This window comes from Bradyrhizobium japonicum USDA 6 (assembly GCF_000284375.1).
In the GTDB taxonomy this organism is placed as follows: Bacteria; Pseudomonadota; Alphaproteobacteria; order Rhizobiales; family Xanthobacteraceae; genus Bradyrhizobium; species Bradyrhizobium japonicum.
In genome coordinates this window covers 2,842,760-2,866,640 of sequence record NC_017249.1, presented here as the reverse complement: position 1 = coordinate 2,866,640, position 23,881 = coordinate 2,842,760, and the positions used below count along the sequence as shown (strand labels likewise).

The window sequence follows — 23,881 nt, the reverse complement described above, 5'->3', positions numbered from 1 at the left end:
AGACTTCCGACCCTGGGTGGCTTGGGGGATTGATGCGACTGACGCTGAACTTGAAGACTATCCTGATCGCCGTGGTGGTGCTCGCGGCGTCGTTTTTCGTCAGCCTGAAGGCGATGGACTGGCTGTCGCCGCGCGCGGCGACGACTGCGCCGCCGGTCGCGCAATTGCCACCGCTGCCGCCGGTCGCGAAGAGCTCGATCGTGGTGGCGCCGGTTGCGATCGCGATATCGGCGATCCGCGAACAGGCCGAGAAAGCCGCGCCGCGCAATTTCGCCGGCAAGGCCGATAATCCAATTTCGCAGATCCTGGAGAATGCCGACATCGGCTGGTCCGCCGTGCGCGGGCCGATGGCGGCTGCCGGCGACAAGGACGTGCTGACGATCTCGACGCCGCTCAGCGGCAAGCTGAACGTGACGGGCTCGCTGTCGTCGAAAGCCACCGGCGCGCTCGGCGACGCGCTCGGCAGCGTGCTCGGCGGCGACGCCGCGAAACGGATCGGCGCGGTCAACATCAAGAATTTGAACGCCAGCGCCGAGATCAAGGGCAACGTGGTCGTCACCTCGCGCCCGAAGCTCGCGGCCAATTGGCATCTCGAGCCAAATCTCGGCGCCCAGGTCAATCTCGGCGACACCAACCTCAACGTCTCCGGCGCCAAGGTCAACGTGCCGGCGCAGGTGAAGCCGCTGATCGACAAGAATGTCGGCGAGCAGATCAACATCGTCTCCGAGCGCATCCGCAACGATCCGTCGCTGCGCGAGAATGCGAAGCAGCAATGGACCAAGGCCTGCCGCTCGATCCCGCTGCAGGGCTCGGGCTCCTCGGCCGCGCTGCCGCCGCTCTGGCTCGAGATGAAACCGACCCGTGCCATCGCGGCGCAGCCGCGCGTCGACGCGCAGAACGTGACGCTGCTGCTCGGCCTCGAGCTAGAGACGCGCGTGACCTCGACGTCGACCAAGCCGGACTGTCCTTTCCCCGACAAGATCTCGATCGTGCCGCCGACCGGCACCGGCGTGAACATCGGCGTGCCGATCGACGTGCCCTTCACCGAGATCAACAAGCTGATCGCGGCGCAGATGGTCGGCCACACCTATCCCGAGGACGGCTCCGGCCCGGTCGACGTCACCGTGAAAAGCGTCAACGTGGTTCCGTCGGGCGATCGTCTCCTGATCTCGCTGCTGGTGCGTGCCAAGGAGAAGAAGAGCTGGCTCGGTCTCGGCGCCGAAGCGACCGTGCACATCTGGGGCCGACCGATGCTCGACCAGGCACAGCAGACGCTGCGGCTCGCCGACATCCAGCTCGCGGTGGAGTCCGAGGCCGCCTTCGGCCTGCTCGGCGCGGCCGCACGCGCGGTGGTGCCGCAGATGCAGCAGGCCTTGGTGCAGAAAGCGACGCTCGACCTGAAGCCGATCGCCGCCAATGCGCGCGAGAAGATCGCGGCCGCGATCGCCGACTACCAGAAGAGCGAGGACGGCCTCAAGGTCGACGCCAAGATCGACAGCCTGACTCTCGCCGACATCGCCTTCGATTCCAGGACGCTGCGCATCGTCGCCGAAGCCGGCGGCTCGCTGAACGTCTACGTGACGAAGCTGTCGGGGATGTAGCGCGTCTTCATTCGCCGGACCCGCGCGCGCCGCTGGCATTCTCGTCGGAGGATGCTAAGCTGTTTCCCGCAACCTCGAACGAGGTGCTGACAGCACTGCAGGGGACAACGCGAGGACAACATGGAAGCCGGCATGGTCACGCCTGCGCCGGCGCTGGTGCGCTTTTCCGGCATTCAGAAGACCTACGATGGCGAGCACCTCGTGGTGAAGAACCTCGATCTCGAAATCAGGAAGGGCGAGTTCATCACCCTGCTCGGCCCGTCGGGCTCGGGCAAGACGACCACGCTGATGATGCTGGCCGGCTTCGAGGTTCCGACCCATGGCGAAATCTACCTCGCGGAACGGCCGATCAAGAACGTGCCGCCGCACAAGCGCGACATCGGCATGGTGTTCCAGAACTATGCCTTGTTCCCGCACCTGACGATCGCGGAGAATATTGCCTTCCCGCTATCCGTTCGCAACACGGCCAAGGCCGAGGCGCAGGAGCGCGTCAACGCGGCGTTGCGCATGATCAAGATGGAAACCCTGGCGCACCGGCGGCCCGGGCAGCTGTCCGGCGGTCAGCAGCAGCGCGTGGCGCTGGCCCGCGCGCTGGTTTTCAATCCGCAGCTCGTGCTGATGGACGAGCCCCTGGGCGCCCTCGACAAGCGCCTGCGGGAGCAGATGCAACTGGAGATCAAGCAACTGCACGAGACGATGGGCATCACCGTCGTCTACGTCACCCACGATCAGAGCGAGGCGCTCACCATGTCGGATCGCATCGCCGTGTTCAACGACGGCATCGTGCAGCAGATCGACAGGCCCGACGCGCTGTATGAGCATCCGGTGAACAGCTTCGTCGCTCACTTCATCGGTGAGAACAACGTGCTGGCCGGCACCGTCGAGACGGTCGAGAAGGACTATTGCCGCGTCACGCTGGCTGGTGGCGGCGCCGTGACCGCGCGGGCGGTCAATGTATCCGGCGCGGGCGCATCGACCTCCCTGTCGGTGCGGCCGGAGCGGATCGCCATCATCCCGGATGGAACCTCCAGCGAGGGACCGAACCGGCTGCCGGCCAAGGTGCAGAACACCATCTATCTCGGCGACCACGCGCTGGCCGTGCTCGATGTCGCCGGCAACGGGGAGTTCATGGTCAAGCTTCAGCCGGGGACGCATGACGGATTGAGACATGGCAATCTAAGATCTGGTGAAAGCGTATTCATCACCTTCCGTCCCGAGGACTGCCTGGCCCTCGATCCCGTCTGATCCGGACCGGCATCGATCAACCTCAACGCAACGCAGATGAAGAAGGAACAAGGACCATGCTGAAGCGCAAGACTGGCAAGATTGCTCTGGGGTTCGCCGTGGCGTTCAGCGCCAGCGCCGCGCTGGCCACGGTCGCGCAGGCGCGTGACCTCACCGTCGTGTCGTGGGGCGGCGCCTATCAGGATGCCCAGAAGAAGGTCTATTTCGAGCCGTTCAAGAAAGCAGCCGGCGTCGCGATGAACGACGAGTCCTGGGACGGCGGCGTCGGCGTGTTGCGCGCCAAGGTGCAGGGAGGTGCCGCCACCTGGGACCTCGTCCAGGTCGAGAGCGACGAACTCGCGGTCGGCTGCGAGGAAGGCCTGTTCGAGAAGATGGATTATTCCAAAATCGGCGGCGAGGCCGCCTATATACCGCCGTCAGTCAATCCCTGCGGCGTCGGCGCCATCCTTTACGATTTCGTACTCGGCTACGACAAGGACAAGCTGAAGCAGGCCCCCAACGGCTGGGCTGACTTCTTCGATACCAGGAAGATTCCGGGCAAGCGTGCCTTGCGTCAGGGCCCGAAGACCACGCTCGAGATCGCCCTCATGGCCGATGGCGTCGCACCGAAGGACGTCTACAAGGTGCTGGCGACCGACGAGGGCGTCGAGCGCGCGTTCAAGAAGCTGGACACCATCAAGGGCGACATCGTCTGGTGGAAGGCCGGCGCCCAGCCGCCGCAATTGCTCGCCTCCGGCGAGGTGGCGATGACCTCGGTCTACAATGGCCGCATCGACACCGCGAACAAGAACGACAAGAAGAATTTTGGCATCGTATGGGACGGAGCGCTCTTCACCCTCGACAGCTGGGTCATCCTGAAGGGCAGCCCGAACAAGGACGCGGCCTACAAGTTCCTGGACTTCGCAGGCAAGGCGGAGAACCAGTCAAAACTGTCGCAGAACATCGCCTATGGCACCTCGAACAAGGACGCAGCCGGCCTGCTCGCGCCCGCGGTTCTGAAGGACCTGCCGACAGCGCCTGACAACATCAAGAACGCGGTCGAGATCAACGTCGGCTTCTGGCTCGAGAACATCGACCGCCTGACCGAACGCTTCAACAAATGGGCCGCGAAATAACGCGCCCCGCAAGGCTCGATCCAAGGCTCGACCAATGACGGATGCGCGCTTGCCCGGCGCCAATGCGTCGACCGAGGTGCCGCTCAAGCGCCGATTGAGGCGTGCGGAGCGGACACGCCAGGTCAGGGCATTGGCGCTGGTGCTGCCGCTTCTCGTCTTCCTGCTCTTCACCTTCGCAGGCCCGATCGCCGGCATGCTGTGGCGCGCCGTCGATGACCGCGAGGTGCGTCAGGTCCTGCCGCAAACCGTCACGGCTCTCGCCGACTGGGACGGCAAGGACCTGCCGGATGAAAAGGCCTTTGCAGCGCTGGCAAGCGACATCCTGGCAGCGCGCGCCTCCGGCACCATCGCCATCGCAGCCAAGCGGCTCAACTATGCCCTGAACGGTTTTCGTACGATCCTGACCAGTACGGCACGCAATCTGAAGGCGGCGCCGGAGCCCGGCACCGCCAGGGCGACACTGGGCAAGATCAACCCGGCCTGGCGCGAACGCACGACCTGGACGACGATCAAGGATGCCAGTGGTCCGGTGACCGGCTTCTATCTGCTGGCGGCGCTCGACCTGACGCGGAACGTCGATGGTGCGATCGTCGCAGCGCCGCCGGACCAGGCCATCTACCGCAACGTCTTCGCCCGCACCTTCCTCATCAGCCTCGGCGTCACGGCACTCTGCCTGATCCTCGGCTTCCCGGTGGCGTACCTGCTGGCGGCGCTGCCGCCGGGCCGGTCGAACCTGCTGATGATCTTCGTCCTGCTGCCGTTCTGGACGTCGCTTCTGGTCCGCACCTGCGCCTGGATCGTCTTGTTGCAGAGCAAGGGCGTCGTGAACGACAGCCTGCACTGGCTTGGCATCATCGACGAGCCGTTGCGCCTGATCTACAACCGCTTCGGTGTCTGCGTGGCCATGACCCACGTTCTCCTGCCATTCATGATCCTGCCGCTGTACAGCAGCATGAAGGCGATCTCGCCTGCTTACATGCGTGCCGCCGCCTCGCTCGGCGCGCCACCGACCACTGCCTTCCTGCGGATCTACCTGCCTCAGACCCTGCCCGGCATCGGCGCGGGAAGCCTGCTCGTCTTCATCCTGGCGCTCGGCTACTACATCACGCCGGCCCTCGTCGGCGGCGCCGCCGATCAGATGATCAGCTACTTCATCGCGCTCTACACGACCGAGACGGCCAATTGGGGCCTTGCTTCCGCGTTGGGTGCGGTGCTGCTGCTGGCCACTGTTCTGCTCGCGCTCGTCTACGGCAAGCTGGTGCAGGGACAGCAGGTCACGGGAGGAATGAAGAATTGAGCGATCATTCTTCCCTCCTCACGCCCAGCCAGCGCATCGCGTGGATCGCGACCATCGTCATCTCCACGCTGGTGTTCATCTTCCTGATCGCCCCGATCCTTGCGATCATGCCGTTGTCCTTCAGCTCGGGCTCGTACCTCACCTATCCGCTGCCGGGCCTCTCCTTGCGCTGGTACGACGACTTCATCAATTCACCGCGCTGGATGAACTCGCTGAAGAACAGCATGATCATCGGCGTCGCCTCGACCCTGCTGTCGATGGTGCTTGGCACGCTGGCCGCGCTCGGGCTGGCGCAATGGAAGAGCCGGTTCAAACCGCTCGTGCTGGCTTTCGTGCTGTCGCCGGTCGTCGTGCCCGGCGTCATCACCGCGGTCGGCCTGTATTTCTTCTTCGCGCCGATCGGACTGACCGGCAGTTATCTCGGCTTGATCCTGGCCCACACCGCGCTGGCGACGCCCTTTGTGGTGATCACGGTCGGCGCGACGCTGCAAAGCTTCGACACCAATCTGGCACGCGCCGCTGCCTCGCTCGGCGCCTCGCCGCTTTATGCGTTCCGCCGCGTGATCCTGCCGCTGATCCTGCCCGGCCTTGCGTCGGGTGCGCTGTTCGCCTTCGCGACCAGCTTCGACGAGGTGGTGATCGTGCTGTTCATGGCGGGTCCGGAGCAGCGCACCCTGCCGCGCGAGATGTTCAGCGGCATCCGCGAGAACATCAGCCCGACCATCACGGCAGCGGCGGTGATCTTGACGACAGTATCGGTCATCCTGCTCGCCACCCTGGAAGGCCTGCGCCGACGCAACGAACGGCTCAAGGGCAGCAGCGCCTGATCTTCTTCTTCCTTCTCCCCTTGTGGGAGAAGGTGGCGCGAAGCGCCGGATGAGGGGTCTCTCTCCGCGCACACAACGCTAGTGAATAGCGCACGGAGAGAACCCCTCACCCGTCTCGCCGCTATCGCGGCGAGCCACCCTCTCCCGCAAGGGGAGAGGGTAAGAACACCGCAGCCCCCTACTTATTCTCAACCCTCCTCGCGCATCTCGGGCTTTGCCGCCGCGACCGATTGTCGCTACAACGGTCCCCGCAACAAAACCCAAACAACAACGCTGAGGGAGAAACACATGCAAAAACTCATCGCCGCTGTCGCGGCCGGTCTTGCTCTCGCCGCCACATCAGGCACGGCTCACGCGCAGATCTCCGACGACGTCGTCAAGATCGGCGTGCTCACGGACATGTCGAGCCTCTATGCGGACGCGACCGGCAAGGGCTCGCTCGCCGCCGTCGAGATGGCGGTCGCCGATTACGGCGCCAAGGTCGCCGGCAAGCCTGTGCAAGTGGTCGCCGCCGATCACCAGAACAAGCCCGATGTCGGCGTCAACATCGCCCGCAACTGGTACGACAACGACAAGGTCGACGCGATCTTCGACGTGCCAACATCCTCGGTGGCGCTGCCGATCTCGGCGCTGACGCGCGAGAAGAACAAGATCAACATCAATTCCGGCGGCGGCTCGTCCGACATCACCGGCGTCGCCTGCTCGCCCAACACGGTGCACTGGACCTACGATACCTATGCGCTGTCGAACGTCGCCGGCAAGGCGATGGTGAAGCGCGGCGAGGACACGTGGTTCTTCGTCACCGCCGACTACGCCTTCGGCATGGCGCTGCAGCGCGACGCCGCCAACGTGGTCAAGGAGAGCGGTGGCAAGGTGCTCGGCGAGGTCCGCCATCCGCTCAACTCTTCGGACTTCTCGTCCTTCCTGCTGCAGGCCCAGGCCTCCAAGGCCAAGGTGGTCGCGCTGGCGAACGCGGGCGGCGACACCACCAACGCGCTGAAGCAGGCGGCCGAGTTCGGACTCGTTCAGGGCGGCCAGAAGATGATCGCGCTGCTCCAGGAGATCACCGACACCCATTCGCTCGGCATCAAGGCGACGCAAGGCCTGATCGTCACCGACGCGTTCTACTGGGACATGAACGAGGAGACGCGCGCCTTCTCGAAGCGGTTCAACGAGAAGGTCGGTCACATGCCGACCATGATCCAGGCCGGTCTCTACTCGGCGACCATGCACTATCTGAAGGCGATCGAGGCCACCAAGACCGACGAGGCGCCGAAGGTGATGGAACAGATGCGCAAAACGCCGGTCAACGACTTCTTCGCCAGGAACGGCAAGATCCGCATCGACGGCCGCATGGTGCACGACATGTATCTGTTCGAGGTGAAGAAGCCGGAGGAGTCCAAGGGCGAGTGGGACCTCTACAAGCTGATCGCCACCGTCCCCGGCGACGAAGCCTTCCGTCCCCTCGACAAGGGTGGCTGCCCGCTGGTGACGCACTGAGAATCTTCTCCCTCTCCCCGCGTGCAGGGAGAGGTGAGAAGAAAGACACGACAGCGCGCCCGGTGAAAACCGGGCGCGCTTCGTTTCGGCCGTCACGTGAGCAGCATTACTCCGAGTACTTGAACTCGGGCATGTTCTTCAGCTCGTCCTTGCTGGCATTGAACACGGCATGGTCCGGATACCATTTCGACGTGGACGAAGCGGTCGTCGTGGTCGTCGTGGTCTTCTCGGTGCCGGTCGCAGCGCCAGTGGTCGTGGTCGCCGCAGGCTTCGCGCCCGTGCCGGTGTAGGCGACGGCCTCGTTGACGAACTTCAGCTTCTCGTAGGGGACGGCGACCAGATGCTCGCCCATGCCGAGGAAGCCGCCGACGCCGATCACGGCAATCTTGATGTTGCCGCTCTTATCCATCAGCAGGTCGTTGATCGAGCCAATGTTCTCGTTGGCGTCGTTGTAGATCTTCAGGCCCGACATCTTCGAGGCACGCCACTCGCCCGACGCGGTCGTCGTCGTCGTGGTGGTTGTGGCCGCGGGCGCTGCCTTGTCGGTGGTGGCGGTCGGGTTTTGCGCGAACGCAACGGTCGCAAGCAGTGCGGTGCCGGCAAGGCCGGCGGCGATCGATTTCATCAACATTGTTGTCCTCTCCTTCAACAGAAAGCTTATGCGGAGAGAACAGCGGCGATCATCCGCAGTTCCTTTTCTGCGGCAATTTCGTCACGCGATGATGGCGCTGCGCCGCGATGAAGTTCCTGCGTCACTCAGGAACGTTCGATGAGGAACGTTCCTGATGCACAGTTCCCCGCCGACGATCATGCGCCCTGGGTGAAGCACGATCGCGGCGAGGAACGCGCCGACCTGCGTCGCTCAGGTCAGCTCTTGAAGTCGATCAGAAGTGCGGAGAAATCCGAACCGCCGAATGAGCTGCCGTTGGCACCGTAGGACGCGCTCGATGATTGCGACTGCTGGAGCGCCTGGAGGAATTGCTGGAGAATGTCCGCCGTGGTCGTGTTGGTCGACGTGCTGCTGGTCGAGTCCGTCGAGGACGAATCCGACGAGCTGTCATCCGGCGGCGGACCGGGCGGCGGTCCGCCCGCACCACCGGGACCACCCGGACCACCGGGACCGCCGGCGCCGCCGGGCCCCTTGGCGAAAGCGGACTGAAACACGTTCTTCAGTTCGTCCGCCTGGTCCGAGGTCAGCGTCCCGTTCGACACTTCGTTGGCGATGAGATCGTCGATCTTCGACTTCACCTCGTCCTTGGAGGGACGCGTGCCACTCGACTGATCGCCGGATCGGCTCGACTGCAAGGCGGTGTCGATGTCGGTCAGCGCGGTCGAGAGCGCCGACTGGTCCGACGACGAGATCGTGCCGTCGGAAACGTCCGATTGCAATTGCTGCTGAAGCCGCTGCAGGGGCGACTGGTAGTTACCGGCGGAGGCCGCCGAAATCGAGGTCATAATGGCTCCGTGGCTTTTGCGGGGTTTCGTAAGCGACACCGCCACGGTATGGTTGGCGGCCTTAACGAGACCTTGCCGCTTCCCTGCCCGGGTATTGCCTGCTGTTGCGCCCGGACAGGCAGAAACAATCCGAAACAAATATCTTCGCCATTTGGCCCGAATCTTGGACAAACAAAGCGCATGGCCAATCCCAACATCCTGGTCGTCGAGGACGACCGCGAAACCCGGACGTTGATTGCAAAGTACCTGCGCAACAACGCCTGCAACGTCACCACTGTGAGCGATGGCCGGGAGATGTCGCGTGCCTTGGTCGATCACAGGGTCGACCTCATCATCCTCGACGTCATGCTGCCCGGCGAGGACGGCCTGAGCCTGTGCCGCAAGGTACGCTCGGAGGCGCAGACGCCGATCATCATGCTGACCGCGCGCGGCGAGGACGTCGATCGCATCGTCGGCCTCGAGATGGGCGCGGACGACTATCTGCCAAAGCCGTTCAACCCGCGCGAGCTGCTAGCGCGCATCAACGCGGTGCTGCGCCGTCAGGCCGCTGCCCAGGCGGCAAGCTCGATCGAGGGCGCCTCCACGCTCGTCTTCGAGGGCTGGCGCATCGATCTGCGCCTGCGTGAATTGCGCAATCCGGAAGGCGCGCGCGTCGCGGTGACCAGCGCCGAGTTCGATCTGCTGCGGACGTTCTGCGAACGGCCCGGCCGCGTGCTGTCGCGCGACAGCCTGCTCGACCTCACGCAAGGGCGCAACACCGGCTCGTTCGAGCGCTCGATCGACGTGCTGGTCAGCCGCATCCGCCGCAAGATCGAACCCAATCCGGCCGATCCCACCATCATCAAGACGGTGCGCTCCGGCGGCTATCTGTTCACGCCCAGAACCGAAGCGGCCGGGACTGAGGCAGCTGGCAATGAAGCGGTCGCGGCGACCCTGAGCAGCTAGTGGAGCGGTCGTCATGACGCCGTTCCGCTTCTTCCACCTCAAAAGCATCGGCGGACAGATCGCCGCGCTGGTGGTGGCGTCGATCGTCGCGCTGCATCTGATCCTCACCGCCAGCTTCCTGATCAGCCGGCCGGACCGGGCCGAGCCGCCGCCCGACGCCGCCCATCAGCTCGCGGACGCGGCCCTGCTGCTCAACGGCACGGATGCGAGCGAGCGGCCGCGCATCCTCGCCAATATCGTGCGTGCATTTCCGAAGGCCGGCATCGAGCTCCTCGCGCCGGGGACCTTCTCCGTCGCCGACGACAGGGACGGCCCGCATCTGCGCAACGTGCGCCGGCATCTCGGCCATCAGTACAAGGTGATCGCGCTGGCCCCGAATTTCGGCGTGCACCGCGTCGCGGTCGAGCTTCCCGACGGCAGCGTGATCGCAGGCCGCGTCGAGCAGGGCCCGCATCCGCCGCGGTTCTGGGGCGGCCCCTGGATGATCACGCTGCTGTTCGCGCTGATCAGCGTCACGATGCTCGGCCTGTGGGCGGCCTACGCGCTGGCCGCGCCGCTGTCCTCGTTTGCGAGGGCCGCCGAGAATTTCAGCCTGGACGGGACGGCCGATCCGCTGCCCGAGCGCGGCCCGGAGGAGATCCGCTCGGTCGCGCGCGCGCTCAACCGCATGCATGAGCGGATCGCGCGGCTGATGTCGGATCGCACCCGGATGCTGGCGGCGATCAGCCACGACCTGCGAACGCCGATCACCCGGCTGCGCCTGCGCGCCGAATTCATCGAGGACGAGGGCAACCGCAGGCGCATGCTGATCGATCTCGACCAGATGCGCTCGATGCTGGAGTCCGTGTTGTCGCTGCTGCGCAACGACCGCAAGATCGAGGCGGTGACGCTGGTCGACATCGCCAGCACGCTCCAGGTCATCGCCGACCAGTTCGGCGACATGGGTCATGCCGTGCACTATGACGGCCCCGCTTCGGCGACGGCCGCCGCGCGGCCCGACGATCTGCACCGCGGCGTTACCAACCTCGTCGAGAACGCGGTGCGCTTCGGCGCCGAAGTGACGATCCGCCTCGACGTATCAGGCACCAGGCTCGTGATCGACGTCGAGGACGACGGCCCCGGCATCTCGGACGCGCGCAAGCAGGAGATGCTGGAGCCGTTCGCGCGAGGCGACGACGCGCGCACCATGGACGAGCATACCGGCTTCGGGCTCGGCCTGTCGATCGCGCGCGCGATCGCGATTGCTCATGGCGGCGAATTATCGTTGCACGACCGCGCGCCGCACGGGCTGATCGTACGGATGCAATTGCCGGTGTGGCAGCAGCCGCGGCGGGCGGCGTAAGCACGCCTCAGGCGGCGAGCGGCGGATGCTCGATCGGATGCTCATGGAAGATCGCCACCGCCTCGAAGCGGTAGCCGCAGGCGTGGCATTTCCAGAGATAGGAAACGCGGCCTTCGCCCGGCTCGATCCAGTCCGGAGACGGGATCGGTGCCCCACATTGCGCACAGGGGTTCTGCTTGGGGATGTCGCCGATGTTTGCTCGGGTCATGGACGTCCTCCCGAATGCTGGTTTTGAGTAGCGATTTTTGGGCGAATGCACGAATGGACAGACCTGCTGTCGCGTAACGCACATCGCCAGCTGCGATCCTAACCTGGGTTTGAGTCGTAAAAACGACGGCCCCGCGAAAATCGCCGCTGGCGGCGTTTCGCCACATCATCGCCGTGTTCCCTCGGCCTAACGCGCAGGGTGCAGGTTCGTTCTGCCGAGGAATAATTCAATGAAAATTTTGTGTATTGCAGTGCTCGCTGCGGCCGGACTGATGTTGCCGCAGGCCGCATTCGCGGGCGAAGCCGAATATGCCGAAATGGTCGCGGCCCATGCCCGCGCCAACGGCGTGCCCGAAGCGCTGGTGCATCGCGTCATCATGCGCGAGAGCCGCTATCAGCCCGGCCTGATCGGCCGCGGCGGCACCATCGGCCTGATGCAGATCAAGCTCGCGACCGCCCGCGGGGTCGGCTACACCGGCGACGCCGCAGGCCTGCGCGATCCCAACACCAACCTCACCTACGCCGTCAAATACCTCGCCGGCGCCTACCGCGCCGCCAATGGCGACCACGCCCGAGCCGTGCGTTATTTCGCGGGCGGCTATTACTACGTTGCAAAGCGGCAGCGTCAGGAGGCCGTGCAGGTCGCCAATATGGGCGACATCTGGCTCGAGCCGAACGGCAATCCGCAGCCGATTTTCGGGACGGCGCCGCATAAGAAGCTGGCCCAGGGCGTCCGCAATGCGCGGGCGCAGGTTCCTCACTAACCGCAGTCATTCCGGGGCAGTCCGCAGGACTGAACCCGGAATCTCGAGATTCCGGGTTCGATACTTCGCATCGCCCCGGAATGACAGCCTTGTTGCTAACGCGTTGACCACCCCGTCCCACTGGCATACATTAGAGCCGTTCCGAGGGGTGCTCCGAGGAGGAGCTGAGATACCGCTAAATGGGCAAGCCTGCACTTCAGCAAGCCGGCCCAGGACCGCGGTGACCCTTTGAACCTGATCCGGGTCATGCCGGCGAAGGGACAGGGATGTTGCAGACCACCAAGCGACCGGATTCCCCGGTATCCATCATCGGCGCAGGCATTGCAGGTGCGTGGCAGGCGCTGCTGTTCGCGCAGGCCGGCCATGCCGTGACGTTACACGAGCGCGGTGACGCCGCGATGACCGATTCCACCAGCCATTGGGCCGGCGGGATGCTCGCGCCCTGGTGCGAGGCGGAGGTCGCCGAACCCATCATCTCCAGGCTCGGGCAGCGCTCCCTGGACATCTGGCGGCGCGAGCTGCCGGACACGCCCTTCAATGGCTCGCTCGTCGTCGCTCACCCGCGCGAGCGCAACGATTTCGAGCGTTTTGCGCGGATGACCGAAGGCCACCGCCGGCTCGATGCGACCGGCCTCGCCGAGCTCGAACCGTCGCTGGAGGGCCGCTTCCGCGACGCGCTGTTCTTCCCGACCGAGGGCCATGTCGAGCCGCGCCGCGTGCTGCCGAAGCTGCACGAGCGCATCCGCGCCGCCGGCGGCACCATCAAGTTTGATAGCGACGTCTCCGCCAAAGACCTCGACGGCATCGTGATCGACTGCCGCGGCCTTGGCGCGCGCGACGAGCAGGGCGAGCTGCGCGGCGTCAAGGGCGAGATGATTCTGATCGAGACCGGCGAGGTGCGGCTGGCGCGCCCGGTGCGGCTGATCCATCCGCGCTGGCCGCTCTACGTCATCCCGCGCGAGGACAACCTGTTCATGCTGGGCGCGACCTCGATCGAGGCCGAGGACACCGGCGTCAGCGTGCGCTCCGCGCTGGAGCTGCTGGGTGCGGCCTATGCCGTGCATCCGGCCTTCGGCGAGGCGCGGATCGTCGAATTCGGCTCGGGCCTTCGACCCGCTTTCCCCGACAATCTGCCGCGCATCGGCATTCGTGGCGAGAGGATCGCCGTCAACGGCCTCTACCGCCACGGCTTCCTGATCGCGCCGGCGCTCGCCGAACTGACGCTGCAATACGTCCAGCGCGGCCAGATCGACAATGAGGTGATGCAATGCGCGTGATCGTCCAATGCTTGTGATCGTAAACGGCGAACAGCGCGAGGTGAACTCGGCCAGCGTCGACGCGCTGCTCAGCGAGCTCGACTACGAGGGCACCCATTTCGCCATCGCGCTCAATTACGACGTCGTGCCGAAAAGCCGCTGGGCCGAGACGGCACTGAAAGCCGGTGACGAGATCGAGATCATCACGCCGCGGCAGGGAGGGTGAAAATGCTGCTCTCTCCAAATACTCCGCTGTCATCGCCCGGCTTGACCGGGCGATCCAGTACGCCGTGGCTTCGCCGTATCACGGCACGGCCTCTGGAATACTGGATCCCCGCCCCCGTGCGCAATTGCGCACTAGGCGGGGATGACAGCATCAATCATGGAGACACCTCCCACATGGTGACCTTCTACGGCAAAACCTTCCCCTCCCGCCTGCTGATCGGCAGCGCGCTGTATCCCTCGCCCGCGATCATGCAGGCGGCGATCCGTGCCTCCGGCTCGAACATCGTCACGGTGTCGCTGCGCCGCGAGGCCGCCGGCGGCAAGACCGGGGACGCGTTCTGGAATCTGATCCGTGAGCTCGACGTCAGCGTGCTGCCGAACACCGCCGGCTGCCGCAGCGTGCGCGAAGCCGTGACCACCGCAAAACTCGCGCGCGAGCTGTTCGGCACGTCCTGGATCAAGCTGGAAGTGATCGCCGACAACGACACGCTGCAGCCCGACGTCGTCGGTCTGGTCGAAGCCGCCACCATCCTGATCAAGGACGGCTTTGAAGTGTTCCCCTATTGCACCGAGGATCTCTCGGTCGCCAACCGCCTGGTCGATGCCGGCTGCAAGGTCGTCATGCCCTGGGCTGCGCCGATCGGCTCGGCCCGCGGCATCACCAACCGCGACGCGCTGAAACTGCTGCGCGAGCGGCTGCGCGACATCACGCTGGTGGTCGATGCCGGCATCGGCGCGCCGTCGCATGCGGCCGAGGCGCTCGAGCTCGGCTACGACGCCGTGCTGCTCAACACCGCCATCGCAAAGGCCGCCGATCCCGTTGCGATGGCCAATGCCTTCCGTCTCGGCTGTGATGCCGGCCGCACCGCCTACGAAGCCGGGCTGACGAACGCCCGCGACTTCGCCTCCCCCTCCACCCCTGTCGTTGGGACCCCGTTCTGGCATGCCGTATCCTGATCGCTTCTATCCCGTCGTCGACAGCCTCAAATGGGTCGAACGCCTGACCAGGCTCGGCGTCGGCACCATCCAGCTGCGCGCGAAAGACCTCAACGACGCCGACGCGCTCCAGATCGTCACCGACGCGCTGGCGATCACGAAGGACACGCAGGCCAAGCTGGTCGTGAACGACTATTGGCGCGCGGCTGTCGTCGCCGGCGCAAAATATCTGCATCTCGGCCAGGAGGACCTTGCCGATGCGGACCTCCAAGCCATCCGCGAGGCCGGCCTGTCGCTCGGCATCTCCACCCATGACGACGCGGAGCTCGAGACCGCGCTCGCCGCGGACCCCGACTACGTCGCTCTGGGCCCGATCTTCTTCACCACGCTGAAATCGATGCGCTTCGAGCCGCAGGGCATTCCGAAGATCACGGAATGGAAGAAGCGGATCGGCAGCATCCCGCTGGTCGCGATCGGCGGCATCAAGTTCGAGCACGCCGCGGAGATTTTTGCCGCCGGCGCCGATTCCATCGCCGTGGTTTCCGATGTCACGCAGAACGCCGACCCGGATGCGCGAGTGCGCCAGTGGCTCGGCCTACCTGCGGAGGCGGCATGATGCACGCTCTCTCCACCCGTCATTGCGAGCGAAGCGAAGCAATCCAGAGTCTCTCCGCAGAGGCAGTCTGGATTGCTTCGTCGCAAGTGCTCCTCGCAATGACGGAGCAAGAATTCACCGCCGTCGCTCAAACGCACGCACAACAGAATTAAACCGGAGGACCCCATGAACATCCGCTCCAACCCCGAAAAGACCGTCCCCGCCGTCACCACCGGCCCGCTGCCCTCGTCGCGAAAGATCTTCGCGTCTCCGGACGCTGCGCCCGACATCCGCGTGCCCCTGCGCGAAATCATCCTCTCGGAAGGCGCCGGCGAGCCGAACCTGCCGGTCTATGACACCTCGGGCCCCTACACCGATCCGTCCGTGACGATCGACGTCAACGCCGGCCTCGCCCGCGGCCGCAAGGCCTGGGTGCTCGAACGCGGCGGCGTCGAGGAGTATGAGGGGCGCCAGATCAAGCCGGAGGACAATGGCAGCGTCTCCACCGACAAGGCCGCGCGCGCCTTCTCGGCCTATCACAAGCCGCTGCGCGGGCTGGACGGCCACAAGATCACGCAGCTCGAATTCGCCCGCGCCGGCATCATCACCAAGGAGATGATCTACGTCGCCGCCCGCGAAAACCTCGGCCGCAAGCAGCAGCTCGAGCGCGCCGAGGCCGCGCTCGCCGACGGCGAAAGCTTCGGCGCTTCTGTCCCCGCCTTCATCACGCCGGAGTTCGTGCGCAGCGAGATCGCGCGCGGCCGCGCCATCATCCCCTCCAACATCAACCACAGCGAACTCGAGCCGATGATCATCGGCCGCAACTTCCTGACCAAGATCAACGCCAATATCGGCAACTCGGCGGTGACCTCGTCGGTCGAGGAAGAGGTCGAGAAGATGGTGTGGGCGATCCGCTGGGGCGCCGACACCGTGATGGACCTCTCCACGGGCCGCAACATCCACACCACCCGTGAATGGATTTTGCGCAACGCGCCGGTGCCGATCGGCACCGTTCCCATCTATCAGGCGCTGGAGAAGTGCAACGGCGATCCCGTCAAGCTGACCTGGGAGCTCTACAAGGACACGCTGATCGAGCAGTGCGAACAAGGCGTCGATTACTTCACCATCCACGCCGGCGTGCGCCTGTCCTACATTCACCTCACCGCCAACCGCGTCACCGGCATCGTCTCGCGCGGCGGCTCGATCATGGCGAAGTGGTGCCTCGCGCATCACAAGGAGAGCTTCCTCTACACCCATTTCGACGAGATCTGCGACCTCATGCGCAAGTATGACGTCTCGTTCTCGCTCGGCGACGGCCTGCGCCCCGGCTCGATCGCCGACGCCAACGACCGCGCGCAGTTCGCCGAACTGGAGACGCTCGGCGAGCTCACGAAAATCGCGTGGGACAAGGGCTGCCAGGTGATGATCGAGGGCCCCGGCCACGTGCCGATGCACAAGATCAAGATCAACATGGACAAGCAGCTCAAGGAATGCGGCGAGGCGCCGTTCTACACGCTTGGACCGCTGACCACCGACATCGCGCCGGGCTATGACCACATCACCTCGGGCATCGGTGCCGCCATGATCGGCTGGTTCGGCTGCGCCATGCTCTGCTACGTCACGCCGAAGGAGCATCTCGGCCTGCCCGACCGTAACGACGTCAAGGTGGGCGTCATCACCTACAAGATCGCCGCGCATGCGAGCGATCTCGCCAAGGGCCACCCGGCCGCCCAGCTCCGCGACGACGCCCTCTCCCGCGCCCGTTTCGACTTCCGCTGGAGCGACCAGTTCAACCTCGGCCTCGACCCCGACACCGCCAAGAACTTCCACGACGAGACCCTGCCGAAGGAAGCCCACAAGGTCGCGCATTTCTGCTCCATGTGCGGGCCAAAGTTCTGCTCGATGAAGATCACGCAAGACGTCCGCGACTACGCGGCGACGCTGAATGATCCGAACAGCGTGGGCATGTCGATCAGCGGCACCGCCGAGGACGGGATGGCTAGGATGAGCGAGAAGTTCAAGGAGATGGGCAGCAGCGTTTATCTGGATGCGGAGAAGGTGAAGGAGAGCAATCGGGTGTTGTGAGGGGTTCTTTATCACGACTCCTTGCTAGCCTCGGAGCAACCTTGATAGTGAAACAGCCGAGCCGACGCTCGGCTGTTTCAATTTTTAGTTGCTAATTTTTAATAACTCTACTATGCTAAAAATTGCATTTTCAATATTGGTTTGTGCCTACCCATGAATCCCTACTTGGCAAAGGTTGCGGAAGCGGCCGCGAGCGGTGAACCGCCTCCACCTGTCACAACGCGAGAGTTTCTATCTTGGTTTGGCGCCCAACGACGTGGATATTCGATAGTTCGTCAAATTCGCCGTGAGTTAGAGAACTACAGACTCCTAACGATACCGGACTTTGAGTCAAACTTCATTGACTCGCAACTCCAACTGATTCCATTGGTCGAGGACGTGGAGCAAGTCGCGCCATCGCGGCTGGGCGAAGAAGTCGTGGCTGCAGTTGAAGCAGAAGCGAGACCAGACGCGGTCACAAATGCCGATTGGGTTCGGAGAGACCCTACGTACAGAATCAGTAAACTGGGTCCCGCGAACCAATCCATCGTTAGCGTAAAGCCAGATGGTACGTTAGCTGAGGTTGTCGCGCTCCTACTCCTAAAGAACTTTTCCCAACTTCCAGTGATGACTAGCGATCGAGAGGTTAAAGGTGTCATCACTTGGACCTCCATCGGATCTCGGCTCGCGTTATCGAAGCCCGGAGAACGCGCTCGCGATTTTATGGAGCCCCATCACGAAATGCGAAGCAGCTTCTCTATCTTTGATGCGATTCCAGTTATCGTGACGCACCAATATGTATTGGTAAGAAGCGAGGATGGCAGGATAACCGGGATAATCACCGCCAGTGACTTGAGTGAGCAATTCCAGCTGCTTGCAGAGCCTTTCCTTCTTCTCGGCGAAATCGAGAACCTGCTGCGGGGCCTGATAGCGGATCGTTTTAGTACTGAAGATTTGGTAGGGATTCGAGATCCCGGCGACAGCTCTCGACAAATCAACGGCCCCGATGATCTGGCATTCGGCGAATATTTAAGACTACTAGAGAACCCGGATCGCTGGAAGCAGTTTGGCCTTGCAATTGACAGAGTGAGTTTCTGCAAGGACTTAGACAACATACGAAAAGTTCGCAACGACGTGATGCACTTTGACTCAGATGGAGTGCTTCCTAAAGAACTAGAAAGCTTGCGCGACTTCAAAGCGTTCCTAAACAAGATTCAAAATATCATTCTGTCTCAATAAGCATCGTCAGGAGTCAGCAAGCGCAGCCGGGATGAGCAAAGGGATACCCGAGACTGTTAGTGGTGGACCCGCATATCGCTGATTCTGATTCTCAATTTCCCTACTCGCGCCGGGACGCCCCAAATGTCAATCAAGCTTCCCCCATGGTGGATGGCAACCGAAATTCCTCTGATTGAGAACGACTGGAGGAACATAAAACTGTACTGCCGAAACTCTTCGCTTGAGACACCATGGGATTGGAAGAATGCAATCTATCTGGTGAGGCTGTCGCCCCCATTTGCAATTCGATATTCAAGTTCTCTATCTAGCCCGCTAATCTATGTGGGCTCCGGGGCTATCAGACAACGTTGGGCCAGGCATCGACTGTGGCTTGAGCGGCTTGGATACTATTTGCCTGGGGCAAGATACGAAGTCTGGGTTTCACGCCACGCTCAATACAAGCGCATCGAGGCTGATGCGCTTTTCAATTTTCAAGACCACGCGAAGCGCTTGCCATTGATGAACAGGAGAATGGAAGAACAAAGCCGCGGCGACCCAGACGACTATCACGAGAACTACCACGTCAACCTCATTGCACGTGACAGACGGCATTTTTGGGCGATCGAGCCACTCGATACGGATGTGCGAGAGTATTTTGACAAAGGAAGATTTGAGGAGCGACCACCTGGACTTGAATGAGAGTTTGTCGGCAAGCAAGCGTAGTCGGGGTGAGCGCAACGACATCCGAGGTCTTTGTTGTCCCGCATGTCGCTCTACTCATGCGGGCTAGAACCGCCCAAGCTTGAGATTCGTCGACAGCTCATCGAATGGAGACATAATCGGCTAAATTAGCTCCCTTTCGGATCTCCGTTCCATACGATTCGTGGATTCCAGCTCTGACAGCAACTTCCTTACAAGACATCCCTTCGAGTTCGCGCGCCCACCGAATTCCGAACAAGTGAATGGCTATTACTTTCTTGCCTTCTTCAGAGGTGAAATAGTCTTGGCGCAACTGGTCCGCCAACTCCTGAATGGTCACGGGAAGCTCCCCCCCTACCGCTTGATCTGTTTGTTGCTGTCACGAGTGGAATAAGCACATTAGTGACCAGTTGAGCTTTCATATGCAATCGGCAACCTATAAGCTATTGATTTGCCCGCCTCTTCCCCTCACCGCCTCCCCGACCAGCTCCGTCCCAAGCTCCTGCTCGTCTTCGTCGGCACCGCCGCCAGCACGCGCTCGGCCGAACTCGGGCACTACTACGCCCATCCCGGCAACCGCTTCTGGCGCGCGATCCATGAGGCCGGCATCACGCCGCGGCGTTATCAGCCGGGCGAGTTCGCAGGCTTGATCGAGCTCGGGATCGGCTTCACCGATCTCTCCAAGTCAGGCGCCGGGATGGATCACCAGATCGCGGCTGAAACGATCGACGTGCCGGGGTTCAGGGCCAAGATCGAAAAATATCGGCCGATGACGATTGCGTTCACGAGCAAGAAGGCGGCGAGCTTGTTTTATGGCAGGCCGTCGAGCGTGATTGCGCTTGGGCGGCAGCCGCGCGATGCAGGTTTGCCGGAGATTTTCGTGCTGCCCTCGCCCTCCGGCGCTGCGTCCGGTCACTGGACGCTGGAGCCGTGGCGCGAGCTGGCGGCATGGATCGCTGCGTAGGGTGGGCAAAGGCGCCGTTGCGCCGTGCCCACCAACTCTCCACAAATCCGGTAGAACGGTGGGCACGGCGCGCGAAGAGCGCGCCTTTGCCCACCCTACAAGAGCATGCGTCCTAAAGATCAAAATTGGTCGGCAGCATCACCACGTCGCGAATGGTCATGCCGCGCGGCCGGGTCAGCATGAACATCACCACTTCAGCGACCTCGCTGGCCTCCAGCAGGCTGCCGGAGTCCCTGGCTTCCTTCAGCTTCTCGGGCGGCCAGTCCGCGAGCAGGGAGGTGACGACCGGGCCGGGCGAGATCGAGCCCACGCGAATGCCGTGCTTGAAGACCTGGCGCCGCACCGTCTGGACGAAGCAGTTGATCGCCCATTTCGACGACGCATAGACCGGTTCCCAGGGCGTCGGAAAATGCGCCGCCAGCGAACTCGTGACGATGATGTCGCCGCTCCGGCGCGCGATCATGTGCGGCAGCACGTCGTGCACGTTCTTCATCACGACGTTGACGTTCAGGTTCAGCATCCGGTCGATGGCTGTAGTGTCTGCATCGACCAGATCGCCACCGACATAGGTGCCCGCATTGGCATGCAGGATGTCGAGCTGGCCTGCCTTCTCCAGGACGCGCGGCAGCAAGGATGCGCAGTCCCTGGGATCCAGGAGGTCGACGACCAGCGGGATCACGGCGTCGCCATGCTTGTTGCCGAGCGCCGTCAGCGCGGCCTCGTCGCGGTCGACCATCACCACGCGCGCGCCCGCGGCCAGCATTGCTTCAGTGCTCGCCAACCCGATGCCCGATCCGGCCCCGGTCACGGCAGCAACCTTGCCTTCCAATTCGTTTCCCATGGGGTCACCATCCTGCTGATGGTCGGCAGTATAGCGATGCAAGGCGAATTGGCGATGCGGATCGCCGGCTTCGCAGGGTGGACAAAGGCGCTCTTGCGCCGTGCCCACCATCTCTCCACAAATCTGGCAGCACGGTGGGCACGGCGCGCGAAGAGCGCGCCTTTGCCCACCCTACGGCGCCGTCCGTCCTTCACCCCGCATACGCCTTGTCCAGATCCGCGATCACGATCTTCTGCATCTGCAGCATCGCCTGCATGACGCGGTTCGCTCTGGTGCGGTCGGGATCGCCGAGATAGCGGCCGAGCGCTGACGGGATCACCTGCCAGGACAGTCCAAATTTGTCCTTGAGCCAGCCGCAGCTGGATTCCTCGCCGCCATCGGCAGTGAGGCGGCTCCAGAAGTAGTCGACCTCGGCTTGCGTCTCCACGCTGATGAAGAACGAGACCGCCTCGGTGAAGCGGTATTGCGGCCCGCCGTTGAGCGCGTGGAAGCGCTGGCCTTCGAGTTCGAACACCGCCATGGAGTCGCTGACGGTCTCGACTTTTGCGTTGGGGAACACCGCTTTGTAGAAGGCGACGGCTTCCGGGACGTTGTTGGCGAACCAGAGGAACGGCGTGATTGACGTCATGAAACTGTATCCTTTTGTCTTGGACCGGACGCGCGACCATCGCTCCGAGGACGAGCGGCGGAACGCTGTTCCGACACGGGCGCAGGACTTTTTGCGGCGTCCCTGTCGGAACCCGAGCCGGCCATTCGTTCTTTGATTGCAACCCGATCACTCCCGGAGCCGCCAGATGCTTCCCACCATCACAGCCTTTGAAAGCTCGCCCGACCGCGGCAAGGGGCAGGCGCGCGATATGCGGGTTCGCTGGGCGCTGGAGGAAGTGGGCCGGCCCTACGGCGTCCGCCTCGTGTCGTTCGCGGCGATGAAGGACCCCGCCCATCTTGCGCTGCATCCGTTCGGGCAGATTCCGACCTATGAGGACGGCGATCTCGCCTTGTTCGAGTCGGGCGCGATCGTGCTCCATATCGCCGAACGCCATGATGGATTGCTGCCAAAGGATGCGAATGCGAGGAGCCGCGCGATCGCGTGGATGTTTGCCGCGCTCAACACGCTGGAGCCGCCGATCGTCGAGTTCGGGATGGCGATGCTGTTCGAGCGCGACAAGAGTTGGTACGAGGAGCGCCTGCCGATCCTGAAGGATCGCGTCCGTATCAGGCTCGGCGAATTGTCCCGTTGCCTCGGCGGGACCGAGTGGCTCGACGGCGCGTTCAGCGCCGGCGATCTCATGATGGTGACGGTGCTGCGCCGGTTGAACGCGTCTCGCCTGCTGGAGGAATATCCCGACCTCTCCGCCTACGTCGCCCGCGGCGAAGCGCGGCCTGCGTTCCGGCGGGCGTTCGATGCGCAGCTTGCGGTGTTCACCGCCGCATCGACCGGCCAATAGAGGCCGCGCCTCTCACCGAAGCCGGTACATCACTCCGATCTCATACGTCGAACGGGCGACGCCGGGCGTCCTCCGATCGAATGACGCTGCGCACAATGCGCAAGGACTATGCGCAAGGACTGTTGCCAGCCCGTCGCTCCGGCGATACCACTTGAGGTGGAAGAGCCTGATATCAACCGGCCCGCATCATCCCAGGAAGGCACTGCCATGAGCGACGATCTCTCCGGCGTCTGGGATGGCAGCTACATTCAACCGGGCACCGGAATGGTCACCTTCACCGCAACTCTGGTCGAAACCGGCGGCGCGCTCAGCGGAAGCGTGACCGAGCCCTGCTCGAACCCGCGATGCCCGCAGCGAACCCATAACGCCTCGATCGCGGGGCAGCGCTCCGGCAACGCGGTCTCGTTCGTCAAACACTACGAGCCGCCCGGTTACGGCTACGACACGGTCCATTACGAAGGCACGGTGAACGCCGAGGCGACCGAGATCGACGGGCGCTGGCAGCTGCCTGGGTCTTCCGGCGCGTTCCTGATGATCCGCGCCGGCAAGGCCGTGCAAGCGGCCACGACCGAGCAACACGCCAAGGTGCCATCGCGCTGAAGGGAGCAACCATGCTGACGCTCTATTCCTACCCGGAACTGTTCGGCGTCGCCGACAACAACGGTTACGGCCTCAAGCTCTACGCGTTCCTGAAGCTCGCAGGCGTGCCGTTCGTGCACGAGCACGTCTTCGATGCCTCTGCCGCGCCGCGCGGGCAGCTGCCTTACGTCGTCGACGACGGCGAGACCATCGGCGACAGCGAGACCATCATTGCGCATGCGATCGCCAAATATCGCCTGACCATCGATGCCGCGCTGTCGCAGGACGCGCGGCGGACCAATCATTTTGTCACCCGCATGCTGGACGATCTCTACTGGGTGATGTCGTATTCGCGCTGGAAGGACGATCGGTTCTATCCGGCATTCCGCGACGCCTTCATCGCGCAGCATCCGCAACTCACTGCCAAGGGACTGGAGAAGGCGAAGGCGTATAATTCGCAGCGCTATCATTACCAGGGCATCGGCCGCTACACGCCCGAGCAGGCTTACGCGCGGGGCCTGGCCGATCTGGAAGTGCTGGCGGAGATCGTTCCCGCCGCGGGCTTCGTCCACGGCGCGACGCCGACCAGCTGTGATGCCGGCATCTACGGCTTCATCGCCAACATCTATTATTTTCCGATCCCGACGCCGCTGAAGGCCTTCGTCGATGCGCACAAGAATCTCGTCGCGCATTGCGAGCGGATTCATGCGGCGGTGAGTGGAAAGTAGTTCATTCCGTCATTGCGAGCGCAGCGAAGC

26 protein-coding genes and 1 riboswitch are annotated in these 23,881 nt (G+C 63.4%); of the genes, 20 read left to right on the top strand and 6 right to left on the bottom strand.

Annotated features, from left to right (window positions below; translation table 11 throughout):
- Positions 1-32: 32 nt before the first annotated feature.
- The 6 genes from BJ6T_RS13440 to BJ6T_RS13415 all read left to right on the top strand — a co-directional run bounded on the left by BJ6T_RS13440 (position 33) and on the right by BJ6T_RS13415 (position 7,585).
- Complete coding sequence (locus BJ6T_RS13440) at positions 33-1,601, top strand: DUF4403 family protein (RefSeq protein ID WP_014492916.1); 1,569 nt, start codon at positions 33-35, stop codon at positions 1,599-1,601.
- A gap of 120 nt (positions 1,602-1,721) precedes the next feature.
- Positions 1,722-2,846 (top strand): ABC transporter ATP-binding protein, encoded by a 1,125-nt coding sequence (locus tag BJ6T_RS13435; protein WP_014492915.1) that lies wholly within the window; start codon positions 1,722-1,724, stop codon positions 2,844-2,846.
- Positions 2,847-2,902: 56 nt separating this feature from the next.
- Complete coding sequence (locus BJ6T_RS13430) at positions 2,903-3,961, top strand: ABC transporter substrate-binding protein (RefSeq protein WP_014492914.1); 1,059 nt, start codon at positions 2,903-2,905, stop codon at positions 3,959-3,961.
- A 34-nt stretch (positions 3,962-3,995) separates the two neighbouring features.
- Entirely contained in the window at positions 3,996-5,258 is a 1,263-nt protein-coding gene (locus BJ6T_RS13425; RefSeq protein ID WP_014492913.1) for an ABC transporter permease, read from the top strand.
- Positions 5,255-6,085 carry an ABC transporter permease gene (locus BJ6T_RS13420; RefSeq protein ID WP_014492912.1) on the top strand — a complete coding sequence of 277 codons (831 nt, stop codon included), beginning with the start codon at positions 5,255-5,257 and terminating at the stop codon, positions 6,083-6,085. Before BJ6T_RS13425 ends, BJ6T_RS13420 begins: the two co-directional genes overlap by 4 nt.
- Positions 6,086-6,373: 288 nt before the next feature.
- On the top strand, positions 6,374-7,585 hold the full coding sequence (locus BJ6T_RS13415; protein ID WP_014492911.1) for an ABC transporter substrate-binding protein: 1,212 nt from the start codon (positions 6,374-6,376) through the stop codon (positions 7,583-7,585).
- Positions 7,586-7,691: 106 nt separating this feature from the next.
- Here the strand turns inward: BJ6T_RS13415 and BJ6T_RS13410 are convergent, their stop codons facing one another.
- On the bottom strand, positions 7,692-8,216 hold the full coding sequence (locus BJ6T_RS13410) for a PRC-barrel domain-containing protein (RefSeq protein WP_014492910.1): 525 nt from the start codon (positions 8,214-8,216) through the stop codon (positions 7,692-7,694).
- Positions 8,217-8,452: 236 nt separating this feature from the next.
- Complete coding sequence (locus BJ6T_RS13405) at positions 8,453-9,040, bottom strand: hypothetical protein (protein WP_014492909.1); 588 nt, start codon at positions 9,038-9,040, stop codon at positions 8,453-8,455.
- Positions 9,041-9,220: 180 nt separating this feature from the next.
- Between BJ6T_RS13405 and BJ6T_RS13400 the strand changes: the two genes are divergently transcribed.
- Positions 9,221-9,985 carry a response regulator gene (locus BJ6T_RS13400; protein WP_014492908.1) on the top strand — a complete coding sequence of 255 codons (765 nt, stop codon included), beginning with the start codon at positions 9,221-9,223 and terminating at the stop codon, positions 9,983-9,985.
- 13 nt (positions 9,986-9,998) lie between these two features.
- Positions 9,999-11,327: an ATP-binding protein gene (locus BJ6T_RS13395; RefSeq protein WP_014492907.1), complete on the top strand. Its 1,329-nt coding sequence runs from the start codon at positions 9,999-10,001 to the stop codon at positions 11,325-11,327.
- Positions 11,328-11,334: 7 nt separating this feature from the next.
- Here the strand turns inward: BJ6T_RS13395 and BJ6T_RS13390 are convergent, their stop codons facing one another.
- Positions 11,335-11,535: a hypothetical protein gene (locus tag BJ6T_RS13390; RefSeq protein WP_014492906.1), complete on the bottom strand. Its 201-nt coding sequence runs from the start codon at positions 11,533-11,535 to the stop codon at positions 11,335-11,337.
- Positions 11,536-11,764: 229 nt separating this feature from the next.
- On the opposite strand from BJ6T_RS13390, the gene BJ6T_RS13385 reads away from it, so the two are divergent.
- The 8 genes from BJ6T_RS13385 to BJ6T_RS45515 all read left to right on the top strand — a co-directional run bounded on the left by BJ6T_RS13385 (position 11,765) and on the right by BJ6T_RS45515 (position 19,291).
- On the top strand, positions 11,765-12,298 hold the full coding sequence (locus BJ6T_RS13385) for a lytic transglycosylase domain-containing protein (RefSeq protein WP_014492905.1): 534 nt from the start codon (positions 11,765-11,767) through the stop codon (positions 12,296-12,298).
- 134 nt (positions 12,299-12,432) lie between these two features.
- Positions 12,433-12,577, top strand: a riboswitch (TPP riboswitch).
- Entirely contained in the window at positions 12,565-13,575 is a 1,011-nt protein-coding gene (locus tag BJ6T_RS13380) for an FAD-dependent oxidoreductase (RefSeq protein ID WP_014492904.1), read from the top strand. (Overlaps the previous riboswitch by 13 nt.)
- A 7-nt stretch (positions 13,576-13,582) precedes the next feature.
- Positions 13,583-13,780, top strand: a complete 198-nt coding sequence (thiS, locus tag BJ6T_RS13375; RefSeq protein WP_014492903.1) for a sulfur carrier protein ThiS — start codon at positions 13,583-13,585, stop codon at positions 13,778-13,780.
- A gap of 173 nt (positions 13,781-13,953) precedes the next feature.
- Positions 13,954-14,736, top strand: a complete 783-nt coding sequence (locus tag BJ6T_RS13370) for a thiazole synthase (protein WP_014492902.1) — start codon at positions 13,954-13,956, stop codon at positions 14,734-14,736.
- Positions 14,723-15,331, top strand: coding sequence for a thiamine phosphate synthase (locus tag BJ6T_RS13365; protein WP_014492901.1), 609 nt, complete (start codon positions 14,723-14,725; stop codon positions 15,329-15,331). Before BJ6T_RS13370 ends, BJ6T_RS13365 begins: the two co-directional genes overlap by 14 nt.
- A 165-nt stretch (positions 15,332-15,496) precedes the next feature.
- Complete coding sequence (thiC, locus tag BJ6T_RS13360; protein WP_014492900.1) at positions 15,497-17,395, top strand: phosphomethylpyrimidine synthase ThiC; 1,899 nt, start codon at positions 15,497-15,499, stop codon at positions 17,393-17,395.
- A gap of 165 nt (positions 17,396-17,560) precedes the next feature.
- Positions 17,561-18,613: a CBS domain-containing anti-phage protein gene (locus BJ6T_RS13355; RefSeq protein WP_225894939.1), complete on the top strand. Its 1,053-nt coding sequence runs from the start codon at positions 17,561-17,563 to the stop codon at positions 18,611-18,613.
- A 123-nt stretch (positions 18,614-18,736) separates the two neighbouring features.
- Positions 18,737-19,291, top strand: coding sequence for a hypothetical protein (locus BJ6T_RS45515; RefSeq protein ID WP_014492898.1), 555 nt, complete (start codon positions 18,737-18,739; stop codon positions 19,289-19,291).
- 121 nt (positions 19,292-19,412) lie between these two features.
- Here BJ6T_RS45515 and BJ6T_RS43315 read toward each other — a convergent pair whose 3' ends face one another.
- Positions 19,413-19,631 carry an HTH-like domain-containing protein gene (locus BJ6T_RS43315; RefSeq protein ID WP_080593854.1) on the bottom strand — a complete coding sequence of 73 codons (219 nt, stop codon included), beginning with the start codon at positions 19,629-19,631 and terminating at the stop codon, positions 19,413-19,415.
- Positions 19,632-19,742: 111 nt separating this feature from the next.
- Here BJ6T_RS43315 and BJ6T_RS13345 point away from each other — a divergent pair, with 111 nt between their 5' ends.
- Positions 19,743-20,255, top strand: a complete 513-nt coding sequence (locus BJ6T_RS13345) for a mismatch-specific DNA-glycosylase (RefSeq protein WP_014492897.1) — start codon at positions 19,743-19,745, stop codon at positions 20,253-20,255.
- Positions 20,256-20,367: 112 nt separating this feature from the next.
- Here BJ6T_RS13345 and BJ6T_RS13340 read toward each other — a convergent pair whose 3' ends face one another.
- On the bottom strand, positions 20,368-21,096 hold the full coding sequence (locus BJ6T_RS13340; RefSeq protein ID WP_014492896.1) for an SDR family oxidoreductase: 729 nt from the start codon (positions 21,094-21,096) through the stop codon (positions 20,368-20,370).
- Between the two features lie 190 nt (positions 21,097-21,286).
- A complete protein-coding gene (locus tag BJ6T_RS13335) occupies positions 21,287-21,724 on the bottom strand; it encodes a VOC family protein (protein WP_014492895.1) in 438 nt (145 codons plus the stop codon).
- A 166-nt stretch (positions 21,725-21,890) separates the two neighbouring features.
- Here BJ6T_RS13335 and BJ6T_RS13330 point away from each other — a divergent pair, with 166 nt between their 5' ends.
- From BJ6T_RS13330 to BJ6T_RS13320, 3 genes are all read left to right on the top strand, one after another.
- On the top strand, positions 21,891-22,544 hold the full coding sequence (locus BJ6T_RS13330) for a glutathione S-transferase family protein (protein WP_014492894.1): 654 nt from the start codon (positions 21,891-21,893) through the stop codon (positions 22,542-22,544).
- Between the two features lie 207 nt (positions 22,545-22,751).
- Positions 22,752-23,144 carry a hypothetical protein gene (locus tag BJ6T_RS13325; protein WP_014492893.1) on the top strand — a complete coding sequence of 131 codons (393 nt, stop codon included), beginning with the start codon at positions 22,752-22,754 and terminating at the stop codon, positions 23,142-23,144.
- Positions 23,145-23,155: 11 nt separating this feature from the next.
- A complete protein-coding gene (locus tag BJ6T_RS13320; protein WP_014492892.1) occupies positions 23,156-23,851 on the top strand; it encodes a glutathione S-transferase family protein in 696 nt (231 codons plus the stop codon).
- Positions 23,852-23,881: the final 30 nt, after the last annotated feature.

What these genes read in the sequence shown, in the direction of transcription:
- BJ6T_RS13370 (WP_014492902.1), top strand. Translation starts at nt 13,954, where the DNA reads ATGGTGACCTTCTACGGCAAAACCTTCCCCTCCCGCCTGCTGATCGGC.
- BJ6T_RS13335 (WP_014492895.1), bottom strand. Translation starts at nt 21,724, where the DNA reads ATGACGTCAATCACGCCGTTCCTCTGGTTCGCCAACAACGTCCCGGAA.
- BJ6T_RS13410 (WP_014492910.1), bottom strand. Translation starts at nt 8,216, where the DNA reads ATGTTGATGAAATCGATCGCCGCCGGCCTTGCCGGCACCGCACTGCTT.
- BJ6T_RS13390 (WP_014492906.1), bottom strand. Translation starts at nt 11,535, where the DNA reads ATGACCCGAGCAAACATCGGCGACATCCCCAAGCAGAACCCCTGTGCG.
- BJ6T_RS13405 (WP_014492909.1), bottom strand. Translation starts at nt 9,040, where the DNA reads ATGACCTCGATTTCGGCGGCCTCCGCCGGTAACTACCAGTCGCCCCTG.
- BJ6T_RS13320 (WP_014492892.1), top strand. Translation starts at nt 23,156, where the DNA reads ATGCTGACGCTCTATTCCTACCCGGAACTGTTCGGCGTCGCCGACAAC.
- BJ6T_RS13425 (WP_014492913.1), top strand. Translation starts at nt 3,996, where the DNA reads ATGACGGATGCGCGCTTGCCCGGCGCCAATGCGTCGACCGAGGTGCCG.
- BJ6T_RS13330 (WP_014492894.1), top strand. Translation starts at nt 21,891, where the DNA reads ATGCTTCCCACCATCACAGCCTTTGAAAGCTCGCCCGACCGCGGCAAG.
- BJ6T_RS13325 (WP_014492893.1), top strand. Translation starts at nt 22,752, where the DNA reads ATGAGCGACGATCTCTCCGGCGTCTGGGATGGCAGCTACATTCAACCG.
- BJ6T_RS13395 (WP_014492907.1), top strand. Translation starts at nt 9,999, where the DNA reads ATGACGCCGTTCCGCTTCTTCCACCTCAAAAGCATCGGCGGACAGATC.
- BJ6T_RS45515 (WP_014492898.1), top strand. Translation starts at nt 18,737, where the DNA reads ATGTCAATCAAGCTTCCCCCATGGTGGATGGCAACCGAAATTCCTCTG.
- BJ6T_RS13415 (WP_014492911.1), top strand. Translation starts at nt 6,374, where the DNA reads ATGCAAAAACTCATCGCCGCTGTCGCGGCCGGTCTTGCTCTCGCCGCC.
- BJ6T_RS13435 (WP_014492915.1), top strand. Translation starts at nt 1,722, where the DNA reads ATGGAAGCCGGCATGGTCACGCCTGCGCCGGCGCTGGTGCGCTTTTCC.
- BJ6T_RS13440 (WP_014492916.1), top strand. Translation starts at nt 33, where the DNA reads ATGCGACTGACGCTGAACTTGAAGACTATCCTGATCGCCGTGGTGGTG.
- thiC (WP_014492900.1), top strand. Translation starts at nt 15,497, where the DNA reads ATGAACATCCGCTCCAACCCCGAAAAGACCGTCCCCGCCGTCACCACC.
- BJ6T_RS13385 (WP_014492905.1), top strand. Translation starts at nt 11,765, where the DNA reads ATGAAAATTTTGTGTATTGCAGTGCTCGCTGCGGCCGGACTGATGTTG.
- thiS (WP_014492903.1), top strand. Translation starts at nt 13,583, where the DNA reads ATGCTTGTGATCGTAAACGGCGAACAGCGCGAGGTGAACTCGGCCAGC.
- BJ6T_RS13400 (WP_014492908.1), top strand. Translation starts at nt 9,221, where the DNA reads ATGGCCAATCCCAACATCCTGGTCGTCGAGGACGACCGCGAAACCCGG.
- BJ6T_RS13430 (WP_014492914.1), top strand. Translation starts at nt 2,903, where the DNA reads ATGCTGAAGCGCAAGACTGGCAAGATTGCTCTGGGGTTCGCCGTGGCG.
- BJ6T_RS13340 (WP_014492896.1), bottom strand. Translation starts at nt 21,096, where the DNA reads ATGGGAAACGAATTGGAAGGCAAGGTTGCTGCCGTGACCGGGGCCGGA.
- BJ6T_RS13365 (WP_014492901.1), top strand. Translation starts at nt 14,723, where the DNA reads ATGCCGTATCCTGATCGCTTCTATCCCGTCGTCGACAGCCTCAAATGG.
- BJ6T_RS13380 (WP_014492904.1), top strand. Translation starts at nt 12,565, where the DNA reads ATGTTGCAGACCACCAAGCGACCGGATTCCCCGGTATCCATCATCGGC.